Below are 19,706 nucleotides of genomic sequence, written 5' to 3'. Positions count from 1 at the left end.
TATAACTTATGCAGAGACAGGACAGGAATATGACGCCGCGCTTTTCGCGCATTCCCGCGCCACAGCGCAATAGAAAGAAACAGGCGGCAAAGGGAACCGAAAGCCGCCTAGCTCCAAAACCGGCCCAGCTGTGCCGGGTCGGCTTTGACAAACAGAAAAACAGGCCCGGAATCAAATTCCGAGCCTGTTTTTCTGCAATCGGCATTCCCAGCCATCAGCTGGCGATACCGTTTCTCATTTGCGGCTGTATGCCGCAAATGAAATTTTTAGCATACGCCCTGCGCGAGCATTGCGTCGGCAATCTTCTCGAAGCCGCCGATGTTGGCGCCCATAACCAGATTATCCTTGTGGCCATACTTCTCAGCTGCGGTGATGCAGGTCTTGAAGATGTTGACCATGATATCGTGCAGACGCTGGTCGACCTCCTCGAAGGTCCAGGACAGACGCAGCGAGTTCTGGCTCATCTCGAGGCCGGAAGTAGCAACGCCGCCTGCGTTAGCAGCCTTGGCCGGGCCGAAGAATACGTCGTTTGCCTGGAATGCAGCAACTGCTTCCGGCGTGGACGGCATGTTCGCGCCCTCGGCAACAAACTTGCAGCCGTTGGCAATCAGAGCCTTCGCATCGTTCTCGTCCAGCTCGTTCTGGGTAGCGCAGGGCAGTGCGATGTCGCACTTAACGCTCCACGGACGCTGACCCTCGGTGTAGGTGCTGCCTGCAACGCGCTCTGCGTACTCCTTGATGCGGCCGCGCTTGACTTCCTTGATGTCCTTGACAACATCGAGATTGATGCCGTTGGGATCATAGATGAAGCCGTTGGAGTCGGACATGGTGACAACCTTCGCGCCCAGCTCGGTCGCCTTCTGGCAAGCGTAGATAGCAACGTTGCCCGAACCGGAAATAGCAACCGTCTTACCCTCAAACGAAGTGCCCTTGTATGCGAGCATTTCCTTCATGTAGTAGCACAGGCCGTAACCGGTCGCCTCGGTGCGAGCCAGGGAACCGCCGTAGGACAGGCCCTTGCCGGTCAGAACGCCGGTAAACTCATTCTTCAGACGCTTGTACTGACCGTACATAAAGCCGATTTCGCGGCCGCCGACGCCGATGTCGCCCGCCGGAACGTCAGTGAACTGGCCGATATGCTTGGACAGCTCCGTGATAAAGGACTGGCAGAAACGCATGACTTCCGCATCGGACTTGCCCTTCGGGTCGAAGTCGGAGCCGCCCTTGCCGCCGCCCATGGGCAGGCTGGTCAGGCTGTTCTTGAAGCACTGTTCAAAGCCCAGGAACTTGATAACCGAAGCGTTAACGGACGGATGGAAGCGCAGACCGCCCTTGTAGGGGCCGATCGCGGAGTTAAACTGTACGCGGAAACCGCGGTTGACCTGAACCTTGCCCTCGTCGTCTACCCACGGAACGCGGAACATCACCATACGCTCCGGCTCAACGATGCGCTCGATGATACCGTTCTTCTCCAGCTCGGGACGTGCTTCAACAACCGGCTCAAAGCTCTCAAGAACTTCGAGAACCGCCTGCTGAAATTCCGGCTCGTTCGGATTGCGCTTTTGTACGGTTTCATACACGCGCTTGAGGTAAGAATTGGTAAGTGCCATTTTGTTTGTCCTCCTTACATTTTTGCCGCAATTTCTTTCCAATTTTCAGAAAAAGTGCGGAATAACTCACATACTTGCGGTAGTGTGTTCTCTATTATATATTATTTCGCCGTTAAGCGCAATACTTTAGCGTGTTAATAATATACGTTTTTTTCTTTTGAGAAAGGGATGGAAATTATGAGGTTTCGCTGATATAATGAAACTATAAAAGGAGAAACTTGCAAAATGACAGTTTTCGAAAAAATCTACGCAGTTGTGCGGCGTATTCCACGCGGCACGGTAGCAACCTATGGGCAGGTAGCTTTTCTTGCAGGAAACCCGCGCTGGGCACGGGTGGTCGGCTATGCCCTGCATGTAAACCCCGACCCGGAGGGTATCCCCTGCTACCGCGTGGTAACAAAAGACGGCCGCACCTCCCCCGCGTTTGCCTTCGGCGGTGCGGATGTGCAGCGCGCCATGCTCGAAGCCGATGGTGTGAAATTTACGCCGGACGGCCGCGTGGATATGCAGAAATACCAATGGGGGGGCTTATCAGATGATTGACATTGCAAAGCTGACCGAACTGGCCGTCGACTATGACGCAGGCGACCCGCGCCGTGTACAGCATTTCATGAAAGTTTATGCCTTCTGCTGCATCATCGGGCAGAGCGAAGGGCTGGATGCACAGACGCAAAACACGCTTGAAGCCGCAGCCATCCTGCATGACATCGGCATCCATGAAGCCGAACGCAAGCACGGCTCCTCCGCCGGCAAGTGGCAGGAGATCGAAGGCCCATCAGTCGCCGCGCTGCTGCTAAAGCAGGTAGGCGCAACCCCGGTGGCATGCGAACGAATTCTCTGGCTGATTGCACATCACCACACTTATACTGCATCCGAGGACCGGGACTTCCGCATCCTGCTCGAAGCGGACTTTCTGGTAAACGCCTACGAGGATGCGCTCCCGCCGGATGCCTGCCAAACTGCGGACGGAAAAGTATTCCGCACACGCACCGGCCACATGCTTTTACAGAAGCTGTATCTTGCGCCTCCCTATCAACCGTAAAACTGCACAAAAGCAAATCGGATATTGCCTGCCGCCTTGTCACGTGGCAGGCTTTTTTTGAACATTCTGTGAAGATGGTTGACATTGCCTTTCAACCGGCTATAATGTGTTAGTAAGCTAATAGTAAGGAGGCTAACAAAGTGTGTGACAAGCGAATCGGCACGGAGCTTGGCATGCTGGGCAACCTGCTCAAACGGCAGATGGTCTGCACCACCGGCAAAGATGAGATGGCAAACATCACCGGGATGCAGGCAATGATTCTGTGTTTCCTGATGCAGGCAAAGGAGGATCGCTTTCAGCGTGATGTTGAAACCTATTTCCGCATCCGTCGTTCCACCGCAACCGGTATTCTGAATCTGATGGAAGAGCATGGTCTGCTGCGGCGCGAACCAGTGGAACAGGACAGGCGGCTCAAGCGTCTGGTACTGACCGACCAGGCCAAAGCACTGTATGAGCGCATCCAGCAGGCGATGGCGCAAACTGAGGCGCTCATGGAAGAAGGCATTGATCCGGAGGAGCTTGCCGTCTGGTTTCGTGTCTGCGACAAAATCCGTGCCAATTTAGAAAATTATCAACGCAAGGCTTCGGAGGGACAAAGATGATTAAGAGGCTATTAAAAAGCGTGCGTGAGTTTAAAAAAGACGCGCTGCTCACGCCGTTTTTCGTTGTGCTCGAGGTCGTGATGGAGGTCGTCATCCCCGCAGTGATGGCGCTGCTGATCGATCGGGGCATTGATGCGCAAAACATGGGAGAAATCTGGAAATACGGCATTATTCTGATCGCTTGCGCCATGCTCGCACTGATTTTCGGCGCAGCGGCAGGCACTTATGCCGCGCGTGCCTCCACGGGCTTTGCCCGCAACCTGCGCCACGATATGTATTACGCGGTACAGGACTTCTCATTTTCCAATATTGATAAGTTCTCCACCGGTTCAATCGTCACCCGTCTGACGACCGATGTCACCAACGTGCAGAACTCCTTTCAGATGTGCACCCGCATTGCGGTGCGTTGCCCGGTGATGCTGGTGTTCGCACTGATCATGGCGTTCCAGATCAACGGCGAACTGGCGCTGATCTTCCTGTGCGTGTTGCCCATTCTGGCAATCGGCCTTGGCCTGTTGATGAAGATCGTCGCGCCGGTATTTGAGCGCGTGTTCAAAACCTACGACCGCATGAATACGGTCGTGCAGGAAAACGTGCGCGGCATTCGTGTGGTCAAGGCCTATGTGCGCGAGGACCACGAAACCGAGAAATTCAAAGGCGTATCCGGCCTGCTGTACCGTCAATTCTCCAAGGCGCAGAAAACCATGGCGGGCGTTATGCCGCTCATGCAATTCTGCATGTATGCCTGCATGCTGCTCATCTCGTGGTTTGGCGCGCGCCTGATCGTGGGCGGTACCATGACAACCGGCGAGTTAACCAGCCTGTTCTCTTACGCGATGCAGATTCTGATGAGCCTGATGATGGTGGCCATGGTATTCGTCATGATCACCATGTCCAAGGCCAGCGCAGAACGCATCGTGGAACTGCTCGAAGAAAAGTCCGACCTGCATAACCCGGAAAACCCGGTCACCGAGGTCAAGAGCGGCGACATCGACTTTGACAACGTTAACTTCAGCTACAAAGGCGACGCAAACAAACTTGCACTCCGCGATGTCAATCTGCACATTAAGGCCGGTCAGACCATTGGCGTTCTGGGCGGCACCGGATCGGCAAAGTCCACATTGGTGCAGCTCATTCCGCGCCTGTATGATGTAACGACCGGATCGGTCAAGGTCGGCGGCGTGGATGTGCGCGACTACGATATCGAAGCGCTCCGTGAGCAGGTTGCCATGGTATTGCAGAAAAACGTGCTGTTCTCGGGCACAATCAAAGAAAATCTGCGCTGGGGCGACGAACACGCAAGTGATGAAGAGCTCAAACGCGTCTGCCGTCTGGCGCAGGCCGACGAGTTCATCGAGCAGATGCCGGATAAATATGATACCTACATCGAACAGGGCGGCACCAATGTATCCGGTGGTCAGAAGCAGCGTCTGTGTATTGCCCGCGCACTGCTGAAAAAGCCCAAGGTTCTGATTCTGGACGACTCGACCAGCGCGGTCGATACCAAGACCGACGCACTTATCCGAAAGGCGTTTGCGGAAGAGATTCCGAACACGACCAAGCTGATTATCGCGCAGCGTATCTCCTCCGTGCAAGACGCCGACCAGATTGTCATTTTGGACGGCGGCACAATTCAGGCGGTCGGTACGCATGATGAGCTGCTGGCAAGCAACACGATCTATCAGGAAATCTACAACCAGCAGATGAAGAAAGGAGGCGAGGAATAATGCCGGGACCCGGAATGAGAGGACCGATGGGCGGTCCGGGCCGTCACGGCCAGATGGCCGGCGGCAAGCGCAGCAAAAACCCGAAGAAAACCCTCGCGCGTTTGCTCCGTTATTTTAAGGGCGGCTACGCCGTACAGTTTACCGTGGTGCTGATCTGCATCTTGTTGTCCGCGGTGGCAAACGTCGCAGGCTCGATGTTCCTGCGCGTACTCATTGATGATTATATTGCGCCGCTGCTTTTGCAGGCCTCGCCCGTGTTCACCGGGCTGATTCATGCCATTTCGCTCATGGCACTGGTCTATCTGGTAGGCATTGTTTCCACCTTCCTGTATAACCGCATTATGGTGTCGATTTCGCAGGGCATCCTCAAGCAGGTGCGCGACGAAATGTTTGAACGCATGCAAAAGCTGCCCATCCGCTATTTTGACACACACACCCACGGCGATCTGATGAGCCATTTCACCAACGATACCGACACGCTCCAACAGATGCTCAGCCAGTCCGTGCCGCAGATGTTCTCCTCGCTGATCACCATCATCGCGGTGTTTATTGCCATGCTGGTGACCAACGTCTGGCTGACCATCTTTGTATTGCTCGGTATTGCTGTGATGCTGGTGGTCGTTAAGCGCATCGGTGGTCAATCCGCCCGCTTCTTCCTCGAGCAGCAGACCGCACTGGGCAAGGTCAACGGCTATATTGAGGAAATGATTGGCGGCCAGAAGGTCGTTAAAGTGTTCTGCCATGAAGAAAAGTGCAAAGAACAGTTTGACGTGCTCAATGACGCGCTGCGCGAAAGCGCCAAAAACGCTAACACCTTTGCCAACATTTTAATGCCGATCATGGCCAACATCGGCAATCTGCTGTATGTGCTGGTGGCAGTAGTCGGCGGCACGCTGGCACTGTCCGGCGTAGTCGGCAGCAGCATCACCATCGGTGTCATCGCCTCTTTCCTGCAGCTGACCAAGTCGTTTACCATGCCGGTAACCCAGATTTCGCAGCAGTTCAACTCCATCATCATGGCGCTGGCTGGTGCGGAACGTATCTTCGAGCTGATGGACGAAGAGCCCGAGCAGGATAACGGTTATGTCACGCTGGTGAACGCTAAGTATGACAAACAAGGCAATTTGGTCGAAACCCCGGAAAAAACCAACATTTGGGCGTGGAAGCATCCGCACGAGGACGGCACCATCACCTACCAGCAGGTCAAGGGTGATGTACGCTTCTACGATGTGGACTTCGGCTACAACCCGGATAAGATTGTGCTGCATAACATCACGCTGTACGCCGAACCGGGTCAGAAGGTCGCTTTTGTCGGCGCAACCGGTGCGGGCAAGACCACAATCACCAACCTCATTAACCGCTTTTATGACATTGCGGACGGCAAAATCCGCTATGACGGCATCAATATTAACAAAATCAAGAAGGCCGATCTGCGCCGCTCGCTGGGTATTGTTTTGCAGGATACCAACCTGTTCACCGGCACCATCCGCGACAACATCCGCTATGGCAATTTGGACGCCACCGATCAGGAGGTCGAAGCAGCCGCACAGCTGGCCAACGCAGACGACTTCATCCGCCGTCTGCCGGACGGATATGACACCGTCATCGACGGTGAAGGTGGCAGCTTGTCGCAGGGCCAGCGTCAGCTGATTTCGATCGCGCGCGCAGCCGTTGCGGACCCGCCGGTTATGATTCTTGACGAGGCAACCAGTTCGATCGATACACGCACGGAATCCATTGTACAGGCAGGCATGGACAGCCTGATGTACGGCCGCACGGTGTTTGTCATCGCGCACCGTCTGTCGACCGTACAGAACGCAGACGTCATCATGGTGCTTCAGCTCGGCCATATCATCGAGCGCGGCAACCATGAGCAGTTGATTGCCGAACACGGTAAGTACTACCAGCTGTATACCGGTGCATTTGAACTGGAGTGATCTCGTCCAAACCGTGTATCAAAGCTGAGGCGCATATCCCCGGCTTTAATGAAAACAGGCCGCTTTGCGGCCTGTTTTCTGTTTAACACACGCCTTATGGTGCGCAAACGTGGAAGAACCGCCTTGCGGCGGTTCTTTTTTGCTATTGCGTCGAGATGCGGTGCAGAATCTGTCGAAAACGGATGAGAAACAACGTTGTTGTCGTGGCAGCTGCGAGCAGGTCGGCGACCGGCTCAGCAAAGAACACCGCAAACAGCTTATCCTCAAATAAATGCGGCAAAATCAGAATCATCGGGATGAGCAGGATGATCTTTCGCTCAAGTGCGAGGAACAGCGAAATCTTAGCCTCTCCCAGCGCGACAAAGCTCTGCTGGAACGTGTTTTGGAACGCTGCCACAAATCCCACGGCAAAATAGATGCGCAGCGCCCACGCCGTCTCGTCGATCAGCGCGCTGTCGTGCGCGAACAGGCGCGCAAGCATATGCGGTGCAAGCATCGCAAGCGCCCATACCCCGAACGCAAACACACAGGCGATCATCAGATTATATTTGACCGATTGCTTCATACGATCAGGCCGCTTTGCGCCATAGTTGAAACTTAAAATCGGCTGTGCACCCTGCGCCAACCCCATCAGCGGCATCTGCACCATTTGTGCCACCGATGTCAATATGGTCATCGCGCCGACGGCCAGATCGCCGCCGTACTTCTGCAAAGACACATTGAAGGTCACAGTCAGCAGGCTCTCGGTGGACTGCATGACAAACGGCGATGCCCCCAGCGCAATCGCGGGCAGCAGCAGACGCTTATCCAACCGGAAAAAGGCTTTTTTCAGCCGCAGCGCAGTCTTGCTTCCGGTCAGGAACCGCACCACCCACAAAGCCGAAACCGCCTGCGAAATAACGGTTGCAATTGCCGCGCCGCGCACACCCAGCCCGAACACAAAGATGAACACCGGGTCAAGCACAACATTTAATACTGCGCCGATGAGCACGGTTTTCATTGCAACGCCGGATTTGCCTTGTGCGGTGATAAAGCCATTGAGTCCGAGCGCGGTCATGACAAAAATCGTACCCAGCACATAGATGTTAAGGTACTGCATCGCGTAAGGCAGCGTGTCCGTCGACGCGCCGAACAGCACCAGCAGCGGCTCCTGAAACAGCAGAAACAGCACGGTCAGCACAACCGCCAGCCCCCACAGCGCGGCGGTGCAGGTGCCGAGCGTACGCTCGGCCTTTTCGTGCTCCCCTGCGCCCATTGCAATCGAAGCACGCGGCGCGCCGCCCATGCCAACGAGCGCAGCAAAGGCTGAAATGAGCGTGATGACCGGAAAGGTCACGCCCATGCCGGTCAGTGCCAGCTTTCCTTCGACCGGAATCTGTCCAATATAAATACGGTCAACAATATTGTATAGTAGGTTCACTACCTGCGCGCATACGGTCGGCAGCGCAAGGCGAACAAGCAGCGGGCCGACCGGGTCGTTACCCAGATCGGCCGCACGCTTTTGCTTTTTCTGTTTTTCCATCTTAGTGCGCTTTATCCTCCTGAATCAGGATGCGCAGCGCCTCAACCGCCGTGCGCACACCACGCTCAGCCGCGTCGGGAGGGATGTTCGGCGCCTCATCGTTATCTGCATTCCACAGGACGTTGAGCACCGCGCCGCAGCGCACATGCAGCGTCTGGGAAACGATCAGCAGCGCTGCAGTCTCCATTTCACTGGTCAGCGTACCCGCTGCCTTCCACGCCTTCCACTTAGCAAGCAGCTCATCTGCAACAGGCTGCTGTGCGGGACGAATCTCACCGTAAAAACTGTCCTTGGACTGAATGACGCCGATGTGATGGGTCAGGCCCAGTTTGACCGCCGCATCCCGCAGCGCGCTGACGACCTCAAAATTCGCCGCTGCCGGGAACTCGATCGGCAGATATTCACGGCTTGTTCCTTCCTGTCGGATGGCTGCGGTCGCAATGACAATATCGCCGCCGCAAACCTCGTCCACAATGCCGCCCGAAGTGCCCACACGGATGAAGGTATCCGCGCCGCACTCAACCAGCTCTTCCAGCGCGATGGCGGCCGACGGTCCGCCGATACCGGTCGAGCACACCGCGACCGGCTCACCGTCCAGCGTACCCGTCCAGATCGTATACTCACGATTTTGGGCAATCTGCTTGGGCTTGTCAAAATAGCGCGCAATTTTCTCACAGCGCGCCGGGTCGCCCGGCAGAATCACATACCGACCCACGTCACCCTTGGTAATCTGCAAATGCATCTGTTTTCCGTCAATTAACATATCGTTTTCCCCTCCCGTTCAATCACTCGGATGTTTTTTTCCGCTTTTGCGCGCGGCAGCATGACCTCATGCCCGCAGCCCGTGCACTTGAGCTTAAAGTCCATGCCTGTGCGCAGCACCTTCCACTGCTTGGATCCGCAGGGATGCGGTTTTTTCATGGTCAGTATATCGCCGACCTGCACGTCCATACTCATTTCCCCTTTCCTGCGGAGTGGCCTCTGCCATCCCGCCGCTTTCATCATACCATATTTGCAGTGCTAATCCCAGCCATTTTTTCATATAGTATGACAGACCCCAAAGGAGGCTCTGCTATATTATGAAAACAAGCGAATGCTATCTGCCCGAGGGCAGTTACACCGCACTGCCCGAGGTGCGGCAGGCGCTCGCGTCCCTCGACGGACTGCGGCACGCGCAAGACGAAGGGATGATTCTCGAAGCGGTCGCGCAGCGATGCACCCCCGCACATGACCTGCTGTTCGACCTGGGCTTTGCGCAGGGCATTATGCCGCGCTCGTGCTGCGCGCTGGGCGTGGCCGAGGGAGACACGCGGGAGATTGCCATTCTGTCCCGTGTCGGCAAGCCCACCTGCTTTGTTGTCACCGAAATCGACGAAAGCACGGACACGCCGCTCGTCTGGCTGTCGCGCACCATTGCACAACAGCGCGCGCAGGACTATTTGCTCGAAGCCCTGCGGCCGGGCGACGTTATTCCGGCCGCCGTCACCCATCTGGAGAACTTCGGCGCGTTTGTCGATATCGGCTGCGGTGTGGCATCGCTCATCGGAATTGAAAACCTGTCGGTTTCACGCATTTTCCACCCTGCCGATCGGCTGCATGTCGGCCAGTACATCCGCGCTGTCGTGCGATCGGTCGACACAGAGGCGCGCCGTATTTCGCTGACCCACCGCGAGCTGCTCGGCACCTGGGAGCAAAACGCCGCGTTGTTCTCACCCGGCGAAACCGTGCGCGGGGTGGTGCGTTCAGTCGAGCCATATGGCGTTTTTATTGAGCTTGCCCCCAACCTGTCCGGCCTTGCCGAGCCGCGCAGCGACCTCGTGCCCGGCACCATCGTATCGGTCTACATCAAATCCATCCTGCCGCAGCGTATGAAAATCAAGCTGACCGTTATTGATGTACTCGCCTCTGCGGGCACACCTGACCCGCCGCCGTATTTTATCACCGAAGGACATATCGACCAGTGGGTGTACACCCCTGCCTGCTGCGACCGAAAATATATCGCAACCGTGTTCGAGTGAGATTTATTTTCCGCCTTTGACGCGCTCCCAATAGGCTTTGGCGGCCTGCTCGGTCTTATTCGGGCCGTAATCGTAGTAGTGCGCATCCTTGATTTCATCCGGCAGATACTGCTGCTTCACCCAATGATTTGGGAATGCGTGCGGATACTGATATGTCAGCCCACGGCCGAGCTTTTGCGCGCCGCCGTAGTGCGCATCCTTGATATGCGCCGGAATATCGCCGGTTTTGCCTGCACGCACGTCGGCCATCGCCGCATCAATCGCTGCGGCGGCGCTGTTGGACTTGGGGGCAGTCGCCATCAAAAGGACCGCCTCGGCCAGCGGGATACGCGCCTCGGGCAGACCAAGTTGGAATGCACTGTCCACGCACGCCTTGACGATAGCCGCACACTGCGGATACGCTAGGCCGATGTCCTCGCTCGCAATGACCAGCATCCGCCGCGCGGCTGAAATCATGTCACCCGCTTCGAGCAGGCGCGCGAGATAGTGCAGCGCGGCGTCCGGGTCCGAGCCGCGGATGGACTTTTGCAGTGCGGACAGGATATCGTAATGGCTGTCTCCGTCACGGTCGTAGCGCATGTTGGAGCGCTGCGCCGCCTGCTTCGCGTCTGCAAGGGTCACGCCGTCTGCGCCCGCGCCCAGCACAAGCAGTTCGACCGCGCCGAGCGCCTTGCGCACATCCCCGCCGACTGCCTGCGCGATGTAGGCCGCGACGCCGTCCTCGACAGGCGCACCCTTGTCGCCGATGGCAAGCGCAAGCGCCCGCTCGACTGCGCGCTGCATATCCCCTGTCTCAATGGGCTTGAACTCAAAGACCGTGCTGCGGCTGAGTATCGCATTGTAGACGTAAAAATACGGGTTTTCCGTGGTAGACGCAATCAGCGTCATTTTTCCCGTTTCAATGAATTCTAACAGGCTTTGCTGCTGTTTTTTGTTAAAATACTGAATTTCGTCCAGATACACCAGCGCGCCGTTCGGCGCAAGAAAGGTATCCAGCTCGTCAATGATTGCCTTGATATCCGCGATGCCGGCGGTGGTGGCGTTGAGGTGGTATAGCTTCCTTTCGGTTTGCTTTGCAATAATGGACGCGACCGTTGTCTTACCCACACCGGACGGGCCGTAAAAAATCATATTCGGAATCGTACCCGACTCAATCACGCGGCGCAGCAGACCGTTTTTCCCCAGCAAATGCTGCTGTCCGACCACATCATCCAAGGTTTTCGGGCGGATTTTATCCGCTAAAGGTTGATACATCTCTTTCTCCTTATGAAATCAGGCTGCGGCGACAAGCGCAGTAATGATTGCCCAGCCGAATACACTGACCAAACACAGCAGGGTAAGCGCCAAGGCGACCACTCTTTCCACGCCGGTACATTTTCCACGAAACAGTTGCACAATCGCGCCGCAGGCAAGCGCGGCAAACAACACAAACCACAATACAGGTGCTTTATACATCCATGCAGCACCACTATACAGACCGAGTAGGCCGCCTACGTCACCCACGGTTATCGCATATATCACCAACACATACAACGACCACATTGCTAACATAAAGCCAAGCACATATCCTGCCCTTTTCATGCCGCTCCCTCCTGCTGTTGATAGCATGATTATACCACGCTTTTTACGCGCGCACAAACAGGGCTTGACTTTCTCGCTTTACTGTGATAAACTATCCGCAGTCAGTAAAATGAAAAAAGGAGAGTTTTCCCGATGGACAAGCCCTTTCTCGCAAAGCTGCGCCGCATTGACCCCTATGTGCCGGGTGAGCAGCCGCAGAGCGACGATATCATCAAATTAAACGCCAACGAAAACCCGTATCCCCCCGCACCGGGCGTGCAGGAAGCACTGCGCACATTCGATGCCTCGCGCCTTGCGCTTTATCCGGACGCCAACGGAAAGGCCCTCAAAACCGCGCTTGCAAACCGTTTTGGCGTAAAACCGACGCAGGTGTTTCTCGGCAACGGCTCGGACGACGTGCTGGCGCTGGCGTTCCAGTCGTTTTTCTGCTCGGACGAGCCGATTCTCTATCCGGATATCACCTATTCATTCTATCCGGTCTGGTGCGACCTGTTCCGCATCCCGTATGAAACCGTGCCGCTCGACGAAACCTTCTGCGTGAATGTCCGCGACTACGATAAGCCGAACGGCGGCATTGTTCTGCCCAATCCGAACGCACCGACCGGACGCGGCGTGTCGCTCGACTTCCTTGAGGACCTGCTGCAGCACAACGCGGACTGCGTGGTCATTATCGACGAAGCCTATGTCGACTTCGGCGCACAGAGCGCGGTGCCGCTCATCGAGAAATACGAAAACCTGCTCGTCGTGCAGACGATGAGCAAATCCCGCTCACTCGCCGGACTGCGCATCGGCTACGCGCTCGGCTCGGAAACGCTGATTGCGACGCTTGAGGCGGTCAAAAACTCCTATAACTCCTACACCATGGACGCGCTTGCGCTCGCCGCAGGCGAAGCTGCGGTCGCGGACGAAGCGTATTTTCAGGACACCTGCCGCAAGGTCATGGCCACGCGCGAGCGCACGGCCGACGCGCTGCGCGAGCTGGGCTTTTCCGTCCAGCCCTCGCTGACCAACTTCCTGTTTGTCACGCACCCAACCAAAAAAGCGCCGGAGATTTTTGAATATCTGCGACAGAAAAACATCTTTATCCGATATTTTAAGCTGCCGCGCATTGACAATTATCTGCGCATCACCGTCGGCACCGACGAACAGATGGACCGTATGTTGGAAGCGCTGCGGGCTTTCCTGTAAGCTATACTCCATCAAAAAAGAGCGGAAGCAACCTTCCGCTCTTTTGTTATGTCTTGATGACGATTCCCAGCCGTTTTGCGAGCATAGCCGCCTGCTCCATCGTCACGATCGCGCCACGCAGTTCGGCATTTGTATCAGATACCGCGATGCCGTCCAGCTCACAGCCGGTCAAATCCAGCCCGGTCAGTGACGTATGCAGTAAGCGCGCTGACCGCAGCACAGCGCGCGTCAGTGTCCAGTCCTTCCACTGGCAGTCGCAGAACGACGCGCCTGTCAGGTCACTGCTCGATATCGCTACCCGGCGCAGCCGCGCCCGGTCGAACACCGCATCGGACAGACGACAATCCCGCACATCCGCCTCGCGCCAGCCTGTCTCCGCGAAGTCCGCCCCGACAGCCTTGCAGCCGATTAACTCCACCCGCTCGAAAAACGCATCCCGCCAGCCGCTGCCCGAAAGCTCGCATCCATCGAGCACCACATCCGCAAAATCTGCGCGCTCCCAGCGGCAGCCGGTCAGACGACAGCCCTCCAGCCGCACGCCGCGCAGCCGCAGTCCTTCATACCATGTGCCGGATAAATCTGCCCCGCGGATGCATATGTTTTCCACCGTTTGCTCGTCATGCGCAGCGCGGGCCAGTAGTATATCTGCGTCCTGCACAGGTGCCAACGACGCGGGCAAATGCGCGCTCATGCTTTATCGAGCAGCTTGATGATCTCATCGATCTTGCCTTCGCGGGCCTGCTCGTCGCCTGTCTCGAATGCATCCTGCACGCAGCCTGCCAGATGGCCGCGCAGCACCTCGCGCTGCGCCTTGTGCACCAGCGACTCTACCGCCTGCAGCTGTGTGACAATTTCCATGCAGTAACGGTCATCCTCAATCATTTTGAGTACCCCGTCGAGCTGACCGCGCGCGGTGCGCAGCAGTGGTTCGACCTTTTTCCGGTCCGCCCTCATTTTAGGCCGACCACCTTATAGCCTGCCTGCTCGACCGCCTCGGTCAGCTTTGCGTCATCCGGCAAAGTGCTGCCCTGAACCGTCGCCGTGCCGCTTTGCAAATCCACCTGCGCACTCACACCGTCAAACGCCTCCAGCGCCTTTTTCACATGCGCCACACAATGCTCACACATCATACCTTCAATTTGAATTACCTTAGTCTTTTCCATTTGCTTTTCTTCCTCCTTTGGCAATACTACACACTGGCTGCTCTCCTGCTTGGGAGATGCCTTAAAAAACTTCAAACGCAATGCGTTGGAAACCACACAAACCGAGCTGAGACTCATCGCGGCCGCACCAATCATCGGGCTGAGCTTCAGTCCCAGCGGCAGCCACAACACGCCCGCCGCAATCGGGATGCCAATGCAGTTATAGAAAAACGCCCAGAACAGATTCTGACGGATGTTGCGCATGGTCTGCCGCGACAGACGAATCGCGTCGACTGCATCCATCAAATCACTCTTCATCAACACCACGTCCGCCGATGCAATCGCCACGTCTGTGCCTGCGCCGATGGCGATGCCCACATCCGCACGTGCCAGCGCAGGTGCGTCGTTGATGCCGTCGCCAATCATCGCTACCTTATGACCCTGCTCCTGCTTTTCGCGCACCACACGTTCCTTGTCCTGCGGCAGAACCTCGGCCACCACATCCTGCACGCCCAGCTCGGCGGCAATGGATTGCGCGGTTGCCTGATTGTCACCGGTCAGCAGCGTCACCTGCACGCCCAGCTTTTGCAGCGTATCAACCGCGGCGCGGCTGCTCGGCTTGAGTACGTCCGCTACCGCAAAGATGCCAACCACCTGTCGGTTGGCCGCAAAGTACAGCGGCGTTTTGCCCGCGGCAGCAAGGTTTTCTCCCATCTGCTGCGCCGAGCGCGACAGCGCAAGCCCGTTTGCCAACAGCATACGGCGGTTGCCTGCCATGCAGCGCACACCATCAATCACCGCGCGCACGCCCTGTCCTTCAATCATTTCAAACGACTCGGTTTTGCGCTCCTTGACATGCTTGGCGCGCGCATGGCGCACGATTGCATCGGCAAGCGGATGATCGCTGTGTACCTCGAGCGACAACGCCATCGACAGCAGATCCTCCGGATCAACGCCAAAGGATTTCACATCGGTGACAACCGGGCGGCCCTCAGTGACGGTGCCTGTCTTGTCCAGCACAACGCAGTCCACGTTATGCAGGTTTTCCAGCGCTTCAGCCGACTGGAACAGCACGCCGTTTTTCGCGCCCACACCCGTGCCGACCATGATGGCCACCGGTGTTGCCAGTCCCAGCGCACACGGACAGGAAATTACCAGAACCGCTATCGCACGAGTCAATGCAAAGCTCGGAGTCTCCCCGACCACCAGCCAGATAATCGCAGTCACCAATGCAATCGCCATGACAACCGGCACAAACACGCCCGCTACCTTATCCGCGAGCTTGGCAATCGGCGCCTTGGATGCACCCGCCTCCTCGACCAGCCGAATGATTTGGCTGAGCGTTGTATCATCGCCCACGCGGGACGCTTTCATCGCAAAATAACCGTTTTTCGTCACGGTTGCGCCAATCACTGTGTCACCTTTGCCCTTTTCCACCGGCATGGACTCGCCGGTGATGGCGCTCTCATCGAGATAGGCGTGCCCCTCTACAATCTGTCCGTCTACCGGTACAGCCTGCCCCGCGCGCACAATGACGTAATCGCCCACGCGCACCTCTTCAATCGGTACGGTGACCTCCTGCTCACCGCGTATGACCGATGCGGTCTGCGGCCGCAAATCCATCAGCGCGGCAATCGCCTCGCCGGTCTTGCGCTTGGCGCGCGCTTCAAAGAACTTGCCGAGTGTGACAAGCGTCAGAATCATACCCGCGGACTCGAAGTACAGGTCATGCGCATACTCATGCACGCGCGCCATATCGCCCGCAGCGCCTGCATAGCCAATCTGAAACAACGCGTATACACCGTACACCACGGACGCACCCGAACCGACCGCAATCAGCGCATCCATCGTGGGCGCGCGATGCCATATCGTGCGGAAACCGTTGATAAAATATTTGCGATTGACCAGCAGGATGGGCAGTGTCAGCAGAAGCTGCACCAGTGCCAGCGCAAACGCATGCGCCTCGCCGCTGACAAAACCTGGCATCGGCAGACCGAACATCGGCCCCATGGAAAAATACATCAGAATAATGAGGAATACCGCGGAGACAAGGATGCGATTTTTCATTTCATGCAGCGCATCCTCGGGCGTATCATTCTTTGCAGGCGCCGCCGCGCGTGTGCCGCTGTCCACAGCGGCGGTGTAGCCGCCCTCTTCGACCGCGCGGATGATCTGCTCGTCTCCGCATGCACTCTCATCATATTCCACCGTCATGCTACCCGCCAGCAGATTGACCTGCACCTCGCGCACGCCCGACACTGCGGAAACGCTTTTTTCCACATGTGCAGAGCACGCCGCACAGCTCATCCCGCCGACGCGAAATCGTTGTTTCATATCAGGATCTCCTTTTATCTCTCACCCCTCCCCCCAGGGAGGGGGCTATTGCACAGTTAGTATACCCCACGCACTTCATTTTGTCAACCCTCTGTGAAAAATGCTATTTTTTCCCACTCCTCTTGACAAATTGGCTTAAAAACGGTAAAATAAAAACAATTAATGGTAGTTGAAGCGGTTCGTAAGGACGCAGTGAAACGAAAGTTTACACTGCGTCCTTTTTTTGTCCGCTGCGCTGCAACAGAACAAAAAGGAGAAAAACCGAATGCCCAAGAACAAAAAACAAGATGTTGTCTTTACTCTGCTGATGGCCGCCGTGATGGTATACGGCATGATCTGCTATAATGTTGCCCTCAACATTGGCGGGTGCCGTAACGAAGTCTTCGGCGCGGCTTTTCACGAGTTTCCCATCATGTGGCCGGTTGCGGTACTGCTGGAGCTGATTTTTGTCGGCCGGCTGGCACAAAAGCTGGCGTTCCGTCTGGTCGACCCACGCACGGTTCCGCCGACCGCCATCATGCTGGCAATCTCCGCGATGTCGGTGTGGCTGATGTGCCCGTGCATGAGCTTTTTTGCCTGTCTTTTTTTCAAGGGCGGCCTTCTGCAAAGCGAGTTTATCGCTATTTGGGTGCAGACCACAGTGCTCAACTTCCCGATAGCGCTGCTGCTGCAATTTTTCGTAGCCGGACCGCTGGTGCGCCTGATTTTCCGCCGCATTTTTCCCGATTAACCACTCTATACATAGTAAAAGCCGCACGAGTTCCGTGCGGCTTTTGCTTATATTGCTCACTCGTGAATGGTGGTGGAGAAGGACAGGCATTCTTCCTGTCCCGGACGCAGCATGCGCACGCCAACCTTATTTTCGATTGCGTGGTCAAGATAACCGCCATCCGGCAGCGTACTCCACGGCTCCAAGCAGACATAGGGTACATCAAAATCCTTATACGCGCTCCACACCGCAAAATACGGAAAGTCTGCAAAGTCCATGGTTACGGTTCGGTCGTTGCACGTACTGCCGATAGTCGCACGGCGCACCGGAAGATCATCCATAATGATTGCATCATTGCGGAACGTCTCGCGCGTGATAGGCAAATAACCGTCTTTAAGCAGCAAATCGCCGTGTGCGCGACTAAGCATCACATTTTCATCCGTCAGGATAGGATGCAGCACCGTCGTGCCCTCAAACGCCACAAAATAGTCCTCAATCGACTCATTCGGCTGCCAGCAGAGTGTGTATGCGTCATGCCCGCCAACCTCGTAATACATATCGATATCGCTGCGGTTAAACACGACATGCTCTTTTTTCAGGGTTGCGCCTGTCAACGTATAACGCACTGTACAGACAAAATCCCACGGATACATTTTCTTAGTGAAATCGCTTGCTTCCAGCACAAATTCCACGTACTCGTTGCCCGCAGCGCCGATCTGCCATTCCAAATCTCGTCCGAAGCCGTGCTGGGTGATTTCATAGGGCGTGCCGCCCACCGTGTAGGTTTTATCCTTAAGCCGCCCGACAATCGGGAATAGAATCGGCGCATGCCGTTTCCACACGGCAGGATCGGCCTGCCAGACATATTCCGTGCCGGTTTTTTTACTCTTGAAACTGCTCAATTCTGCCCCAAACGGGTTGATCTCCACCCGGAAAAGCTCGTTTTCCAACACCTGCATTGTGTATCCGCCTCCCTTTCGTCTCTGATTTAAGCATAGCTTTTTTCACCTACAAAGTCAATCCACCGCCTGTTTTTTAGCATTTCCACCGGATTTCAACATCTACTTTTGGCAGTTTCGCCGGATTTATCCGGATGCATTGACACTGCGCGCTATATTGCATTACAATATAGTCAGTACCTTGCAAAGCAAAATACCAAGGAGAGGGGTGCCGCCGGTGTGATACCATCCCAACTGCTCAAAGGCACGCTTGAGGGCTGTATTCTTGCCGTGCTCAGCCGCGCGCCGACCTACGGCTACGAGATCACCGAACAGCTTTCCGACTACGGCTTTGGTCAGATTGCCGAGGGTACGATTTATCCGCTGCTGCTGCGACTGGAGAAAAACGGGCTGGCGCAGGCGGAATACCGCGCTTCCGATGTGGGACCCAAGCGAAAATATTATGCGCTGACCGACAAAGGCCGCACAGAATTGCAGAATTTTCTTGCAAGCTACCGCAAGCTGACACAAGCGGTTGATAAACTTCTGGCTGATACAGGAGGCGATTACCATGACCAAGCAAACCCGACTGCTCAGAGATGAAAACGAACGATCCGCCGATCTGCTCCCCACCCCCGATGAGCACATTTTCAAAAAGATCACCACTTACATCCGCACCGCTCCCATCAATGCCTATCAGCAGGAAAGTCTCCGCCGCGACATCTTACAAATGCTGCTCGACGCAGAAGCCCACGGGCAAACGGCAGAAGCTGTCATCGGCGCAGATTACCGTGCCTTCTGCGACAGCGTGATCGCAGAAGTGCCGCCGCTGACCCGTCGGGAACGATGTCTATACGGTCTGCGCGGCGCATTGTTAACTGCTTACTTTCTCATTGCATACTGGCTAATCCCCATCTTTGGTCGGCTGCCGCAAAGCTGGCCAATGATGCCTGTTACCACGGGCAATCTGGTCGGCGCAGCTCTCGTCATACTGATTATGATAACACTTTCTCTGTTTACTCGTTACTTCTCCCACAACCCGTTGACACAGCTTTACAGCAGCAGTATGAAAGTCCGCTTGCTGTTTTTGCCCTGGTTTTTGCTTTATCTCATTGCCAGTGCGTTTCTGCGTACCACCGTCTTTTCTGTCAATTTCCCGGCGGCGGTGGCAGTGCTTGCAATGCTATTGCTGCTGCATCGCTGGATCGACCGACAAACCGACTAAACCGCAAAAAAGTCCTGCCGGAATGAAGTGACCCCCAAAAGTTAGACAATATTTGAAAGCAAAAATTGTTTAAGCAGCCGAAAGGGCTTGTTGTCTGTGAATTGCAGGCGGCAAGCCCTTTAGCTTTGCCT

At 55.9% G+C, this 19,706-nt stretch carries 20 protein-coding genes; 10 read left to right on the top strand and 10 right to left on the bottom strand.

From position 1 onward, the window contains the following. Positions 1 to 266: 266 nt before the first annotated feature. Positions 267 to 1,610, bottom strand: coding sequence for an NADP-specific glutamate dehydrogenase (gdhA, locus tag ACTQ34_RS12690; RefSeq protein ID WP_441364147.1), 1,344 nt, complete (start codon positions 1,608 to 1,610; stop codon positions 267 to 269). Between the two features lie 225 nt (positions 1,611 to 1,835). Between gdhA and ACTQ34_RS12685 the strand changes: the two genes are divergently transcribed. The 5 genes from ACTQ34_RS12685 (at position 1,836) to ACTQ34_RS12665 (ending at position 6,918) form a co-directional block, all read left to right on the top strand. Beyond that, positions 1,836 to 2,153, top strand: a complete 318-nt coding sequence (locus ACTQ34_RS12685) for an MGMT family protein (RefSeq protein ID WP_441364146.1) — start codon at positions 1,836 to 1,838, stop codon at positions 2,151 to 2,153. After that, complete coding sequence (locus ACTQ34_RS12680) at positions 2,146 to 2,652, top strand: HD domain-containing protein (protein ID WP_441364145.1); 507 nt, start codon at positions 2,146 to 2,148, stop codon at positions 2,650 to 2,652. Before ACTQ34_RS12685 ends, ACTQ34_RS12680 begins: the two co-directional genes overlap by 8 nt. 140 nt (positions 2,653 to 2,792) lie before the next feature. Beyond that, complete coding sequence (locus ACTQ34_RS12675) at positions 2,793 to 3,254, top strand: MarR family winged helix-turn-helix transcriptional regulator (protein WP_441364144.1); 462 nt, start codon at positions 2,793 to 2,795, stop codon at positions 3,252 to 3,254. Further along, positions 3,251 to 4,981, top strand: coding sequence for an ABC transporter ATP-binding protein (locus ACTQ34_RS12670; RefSeq protein ID WP_441364143.1), 1,731 nt, complete (start codon positions 3,251 to 3,253; stop codon positions 4,979 to 4,981). Before ACTQ34_RS12675 ends, ACTQ34_RS12670 begins: the two co-directional genes overlap by 4 nt. A gap of 14 nt (positions 4,982 to 4,995) precedes the next feature. After that, a complete protein-coding gene (locus ACTQ34_RS12665; RefSeq protein WP_441364158.1) occupies positions 4,996 to 6,918 on the top strand; it encodes an ABC transporter ATP-binding protein in 1,923 nt (640 codons plus the stop codon). A 142-nt stretch (positions 6,919 to 7,060) separates the two neighbouring features. Here ACTQ34_RS12665 and ACTQ34_RS12660 read toward each other — a convergent pair whose 3' ends face one another. The 3 genes from ACTQ34_RS12660 to ACTQ34_RS12650 are packed head-to-tail and all read right to left on the bottom strand — an operon-like array spanning position 7,061 to position 9,391. Further along, entirely contained in the window at positions 7,061 to 8,440 is a 1,380-nt protein-coding gene (locus ACTQ34_RS12660) for an MATE family efflux transporter (RefSeq protein ID WP_441364142.1), read from the bottom strand. 1 nt (position 8,441) lies between these two features. Further along, the gene (gene udp, locus ACTQ34_RS12655) at positions 8,442 to 9,203 is read right to left on the bottom strand and encodes a uridine phosphorylase (protein WP_441364141.1); all 762 of its coding nucleotides are present in this window, start codon (positions 9,201 to 9,203) and stop codon (positions 8,442 to 8,444) included. After that, positions 9,197 to 9,391 (bottom strand): DUF951 domain-containing protein, encoded by a 195-nt coding sequence (locus ACTQ34_RS12650; protein WP_441364140.1) that lies wholly within the window; start codon positions 9,389 to 9,391, stop codon positions 9,197 to 9,199. Before ACTQ34_RS12650 ends, udp begins: the two co-directional genes overlap by 7 nt. 128 nt (positions 9,392 to 9,519) lie before the next feature. Here ACTQ34_RS12650 and ACTQ34_RS12645 point away from each other — a divergent pair, with 128 nt between their 5' ends. Continuing rightward, positions 9,520 to 10,458 carry a S1 RNA-binding domain-containing protein gene (locus tag ACTQ34_RS12645; protein ID WP_441364139.1) on the top strand — a complete coding sequence of 313 codons (939 nt, stop codon included), beginning with the start codon at positions 9,520 to 9,522 and terminating at the stop codon, positions 10,456 to 10,458. Positions 10,459 to 10,461: 3 nt separating this feature from the next. Here the strand turns inward: ACTQ34_RS12645 and ACTQ34_RS12640 are convergent, their stop codons facing one another. Both ACTQ34_RS12640 and ACTQ34_RS12635 read right to left on the bottom strand, forming a co-directional pair. Next, positions 10,462 to 11,712 (bottom strand): replication-associated recombination protein A, encoded by a 1,251-nt coding sequence (locus tag ACTQ34_RS12640; RefSeq protein ID WP_441364138.1) that lies wholly within the window; start codon positions 11,710 to 11,712, stop codon positions 10,462 to 10,464. An 18-nt stretch (positions 11,713 to 11,730) separates the two neighbouring features. Continuing rightward, on the bottom strand, positions 11,731 to 12,039 hold the full coding sequence (locus ACTQ34_RS12635) for a hypothetical protein (protein ID WP_441364137.1): 309 nt from the start codon (positions 12,037 to 12,039) through the stop codon (positions 11,731 to 11,733). Between the two features lie 132 nt (positions 12,040 to 12,171). Here ACTQ34_RS12635 and hisC point away from each other — a divergent pair, with 132 nt between their 5' ends. Then, positions 12,172 to 13,227 carry a histidinol-phosphate transaminase gene (gene hisC, locus ACTQ34_RS12630; RefSeq protein WP_441364136.1) on the top strand — a complete coding sequence of 352 codons (1,056 nt, stop codon included), beginning with the start codon at positions 12,172 to 12,174 and terminating at the stop codon, positions 13,225 to 13,227. 46 nt (positions 13,228 to 13,273) lie between these two features. On the opposite strand, the gene ACTQ34_RS12625 is transcribed toward hisC, so the two are convergent. The 3 genes from ACTQ34_RS12625 to ACTQ34_RS12615 are packed head-to-tail and all read right to left on the bottom strand — an operon-like array spanning position 13,274 to position 16,703. Further along, positions 13,274 to 13,906, bottom strand: a complete 633-nt coding sequence (locus ACTQ34_RS12625) for a pentapeptide repeat-containing protein (RefSeq protein ID WP_441364135.1) — start codon at positions 13,904 to 13,906, stop codon at positions 13,274 to 13,276. Positions 13,907 to 13,914: 8 nt separating this feature from the next. Beyond that, positions 13,915 to 14,181, bottom strand: coding sequence for a metal-sensing transcriptional repressor (locus tag ACTQ34_RS12620; protein ID WP_373163875.1), 267 nt, complete (start codon positions 14,179 to 14,181; stop codon positions 13,915 to 13,917). Next, entirely contained in the window at positions 14,178 to 16,703 is a 2,526-nt protein-coding gene (locus ACTQ34_RS12615) for a heavy metal translocating P-type ATPase (protein ID WP_441364134.1), read from the bottom strand. Before ACTQ34_RS12615 ends, ACTQ34_RS12620 begins: the two co-directional genes overlap by 4 nt. 265 nt (positions 16,704 to 16,968) lie before the next feature. On the opposite strand from ACTQ34_RS12615, the gene ACTQ34_RS12610 reads away from it, so the two are divergent. After that, complete coding sequence (locus ACTQ34_RS12610) at positions 16,969 to 17,433, top strand: DUF2798 domain-containing protein (protein WP_441364133.1); 465 nt, start codon at positions 16,969 to 16,971, stop codon at positions 17,431 to 17,433. 56 nt (positions 17,434 to 17,489) lie between these two features. Here ACTQ34_RS12610 and ACTQ34_RS12605 read toward each other — a convergent pair whose 3' ends face one another. After that, positions 17,490 to 18,371: an aldose 1-epimerase family protein gene (locus ACTQ34_RS12605; protein ID WP_441364132.1), complete on the bottom strand. Its 882-nt coding sequence runs from the start codon at positions 18,369 to 18,371 to the stop codon at positions 17,490 to 17,492. A 219-nt stretch (positions 18,372 to 18,590) separates the two neighbouring features. Between ACTQ34_RS12605 and ACTQ34_RS12600 the strand changes: the two genes are divergently transcribed. Both ACTQ34_RS12600 and ACTQ34_RS12595 read left to right on the top strand, forming a co-directional pair. Continuing rightward, on the top strand, positions 18,591 to 18,953 hold the full coding sequence (locus ACTQ34_RS12600; RefSeq protein WP_441364131.1) for a PadR family transcriptional regulator: 363 nt from the start codon (positions 18,591 to 18,593) through the stop codon (positions 18,951 to 18,953). After that, positions 18,922 to 19,575: a DUF1048 domain-containing protein gene (locus ACTQ34_RS12595; RefSeq protein ID WP_441364130.1), complete on the top strand. Its 654-nt coding sequence runs from the start codon at positions 18,922 to 18,924 to the stop codon at positions 19,573 to 19,575. The genes ACTQ34_RS12600 and ACTQ34_RS12595 overlap by 32 nt, the downstream gene beginning before the upstream one ends. The last annotated feature ends 131 nt before the right edge of the window (positions 19,576 to 19,706 follow it).

The organism is Agathobaculum sp. LCP25S3_E8, from assembly GCF_052117165.1.
Taxonomy (GTDB): domain Bacteria; phylum Bacillota; class Clostridia; order Oscillospirales; family Butyricicoccaceae; genus Agathobaculum.
This window is presented reverse-complemented; position numbering and strand designations above follow the sequence as displayed.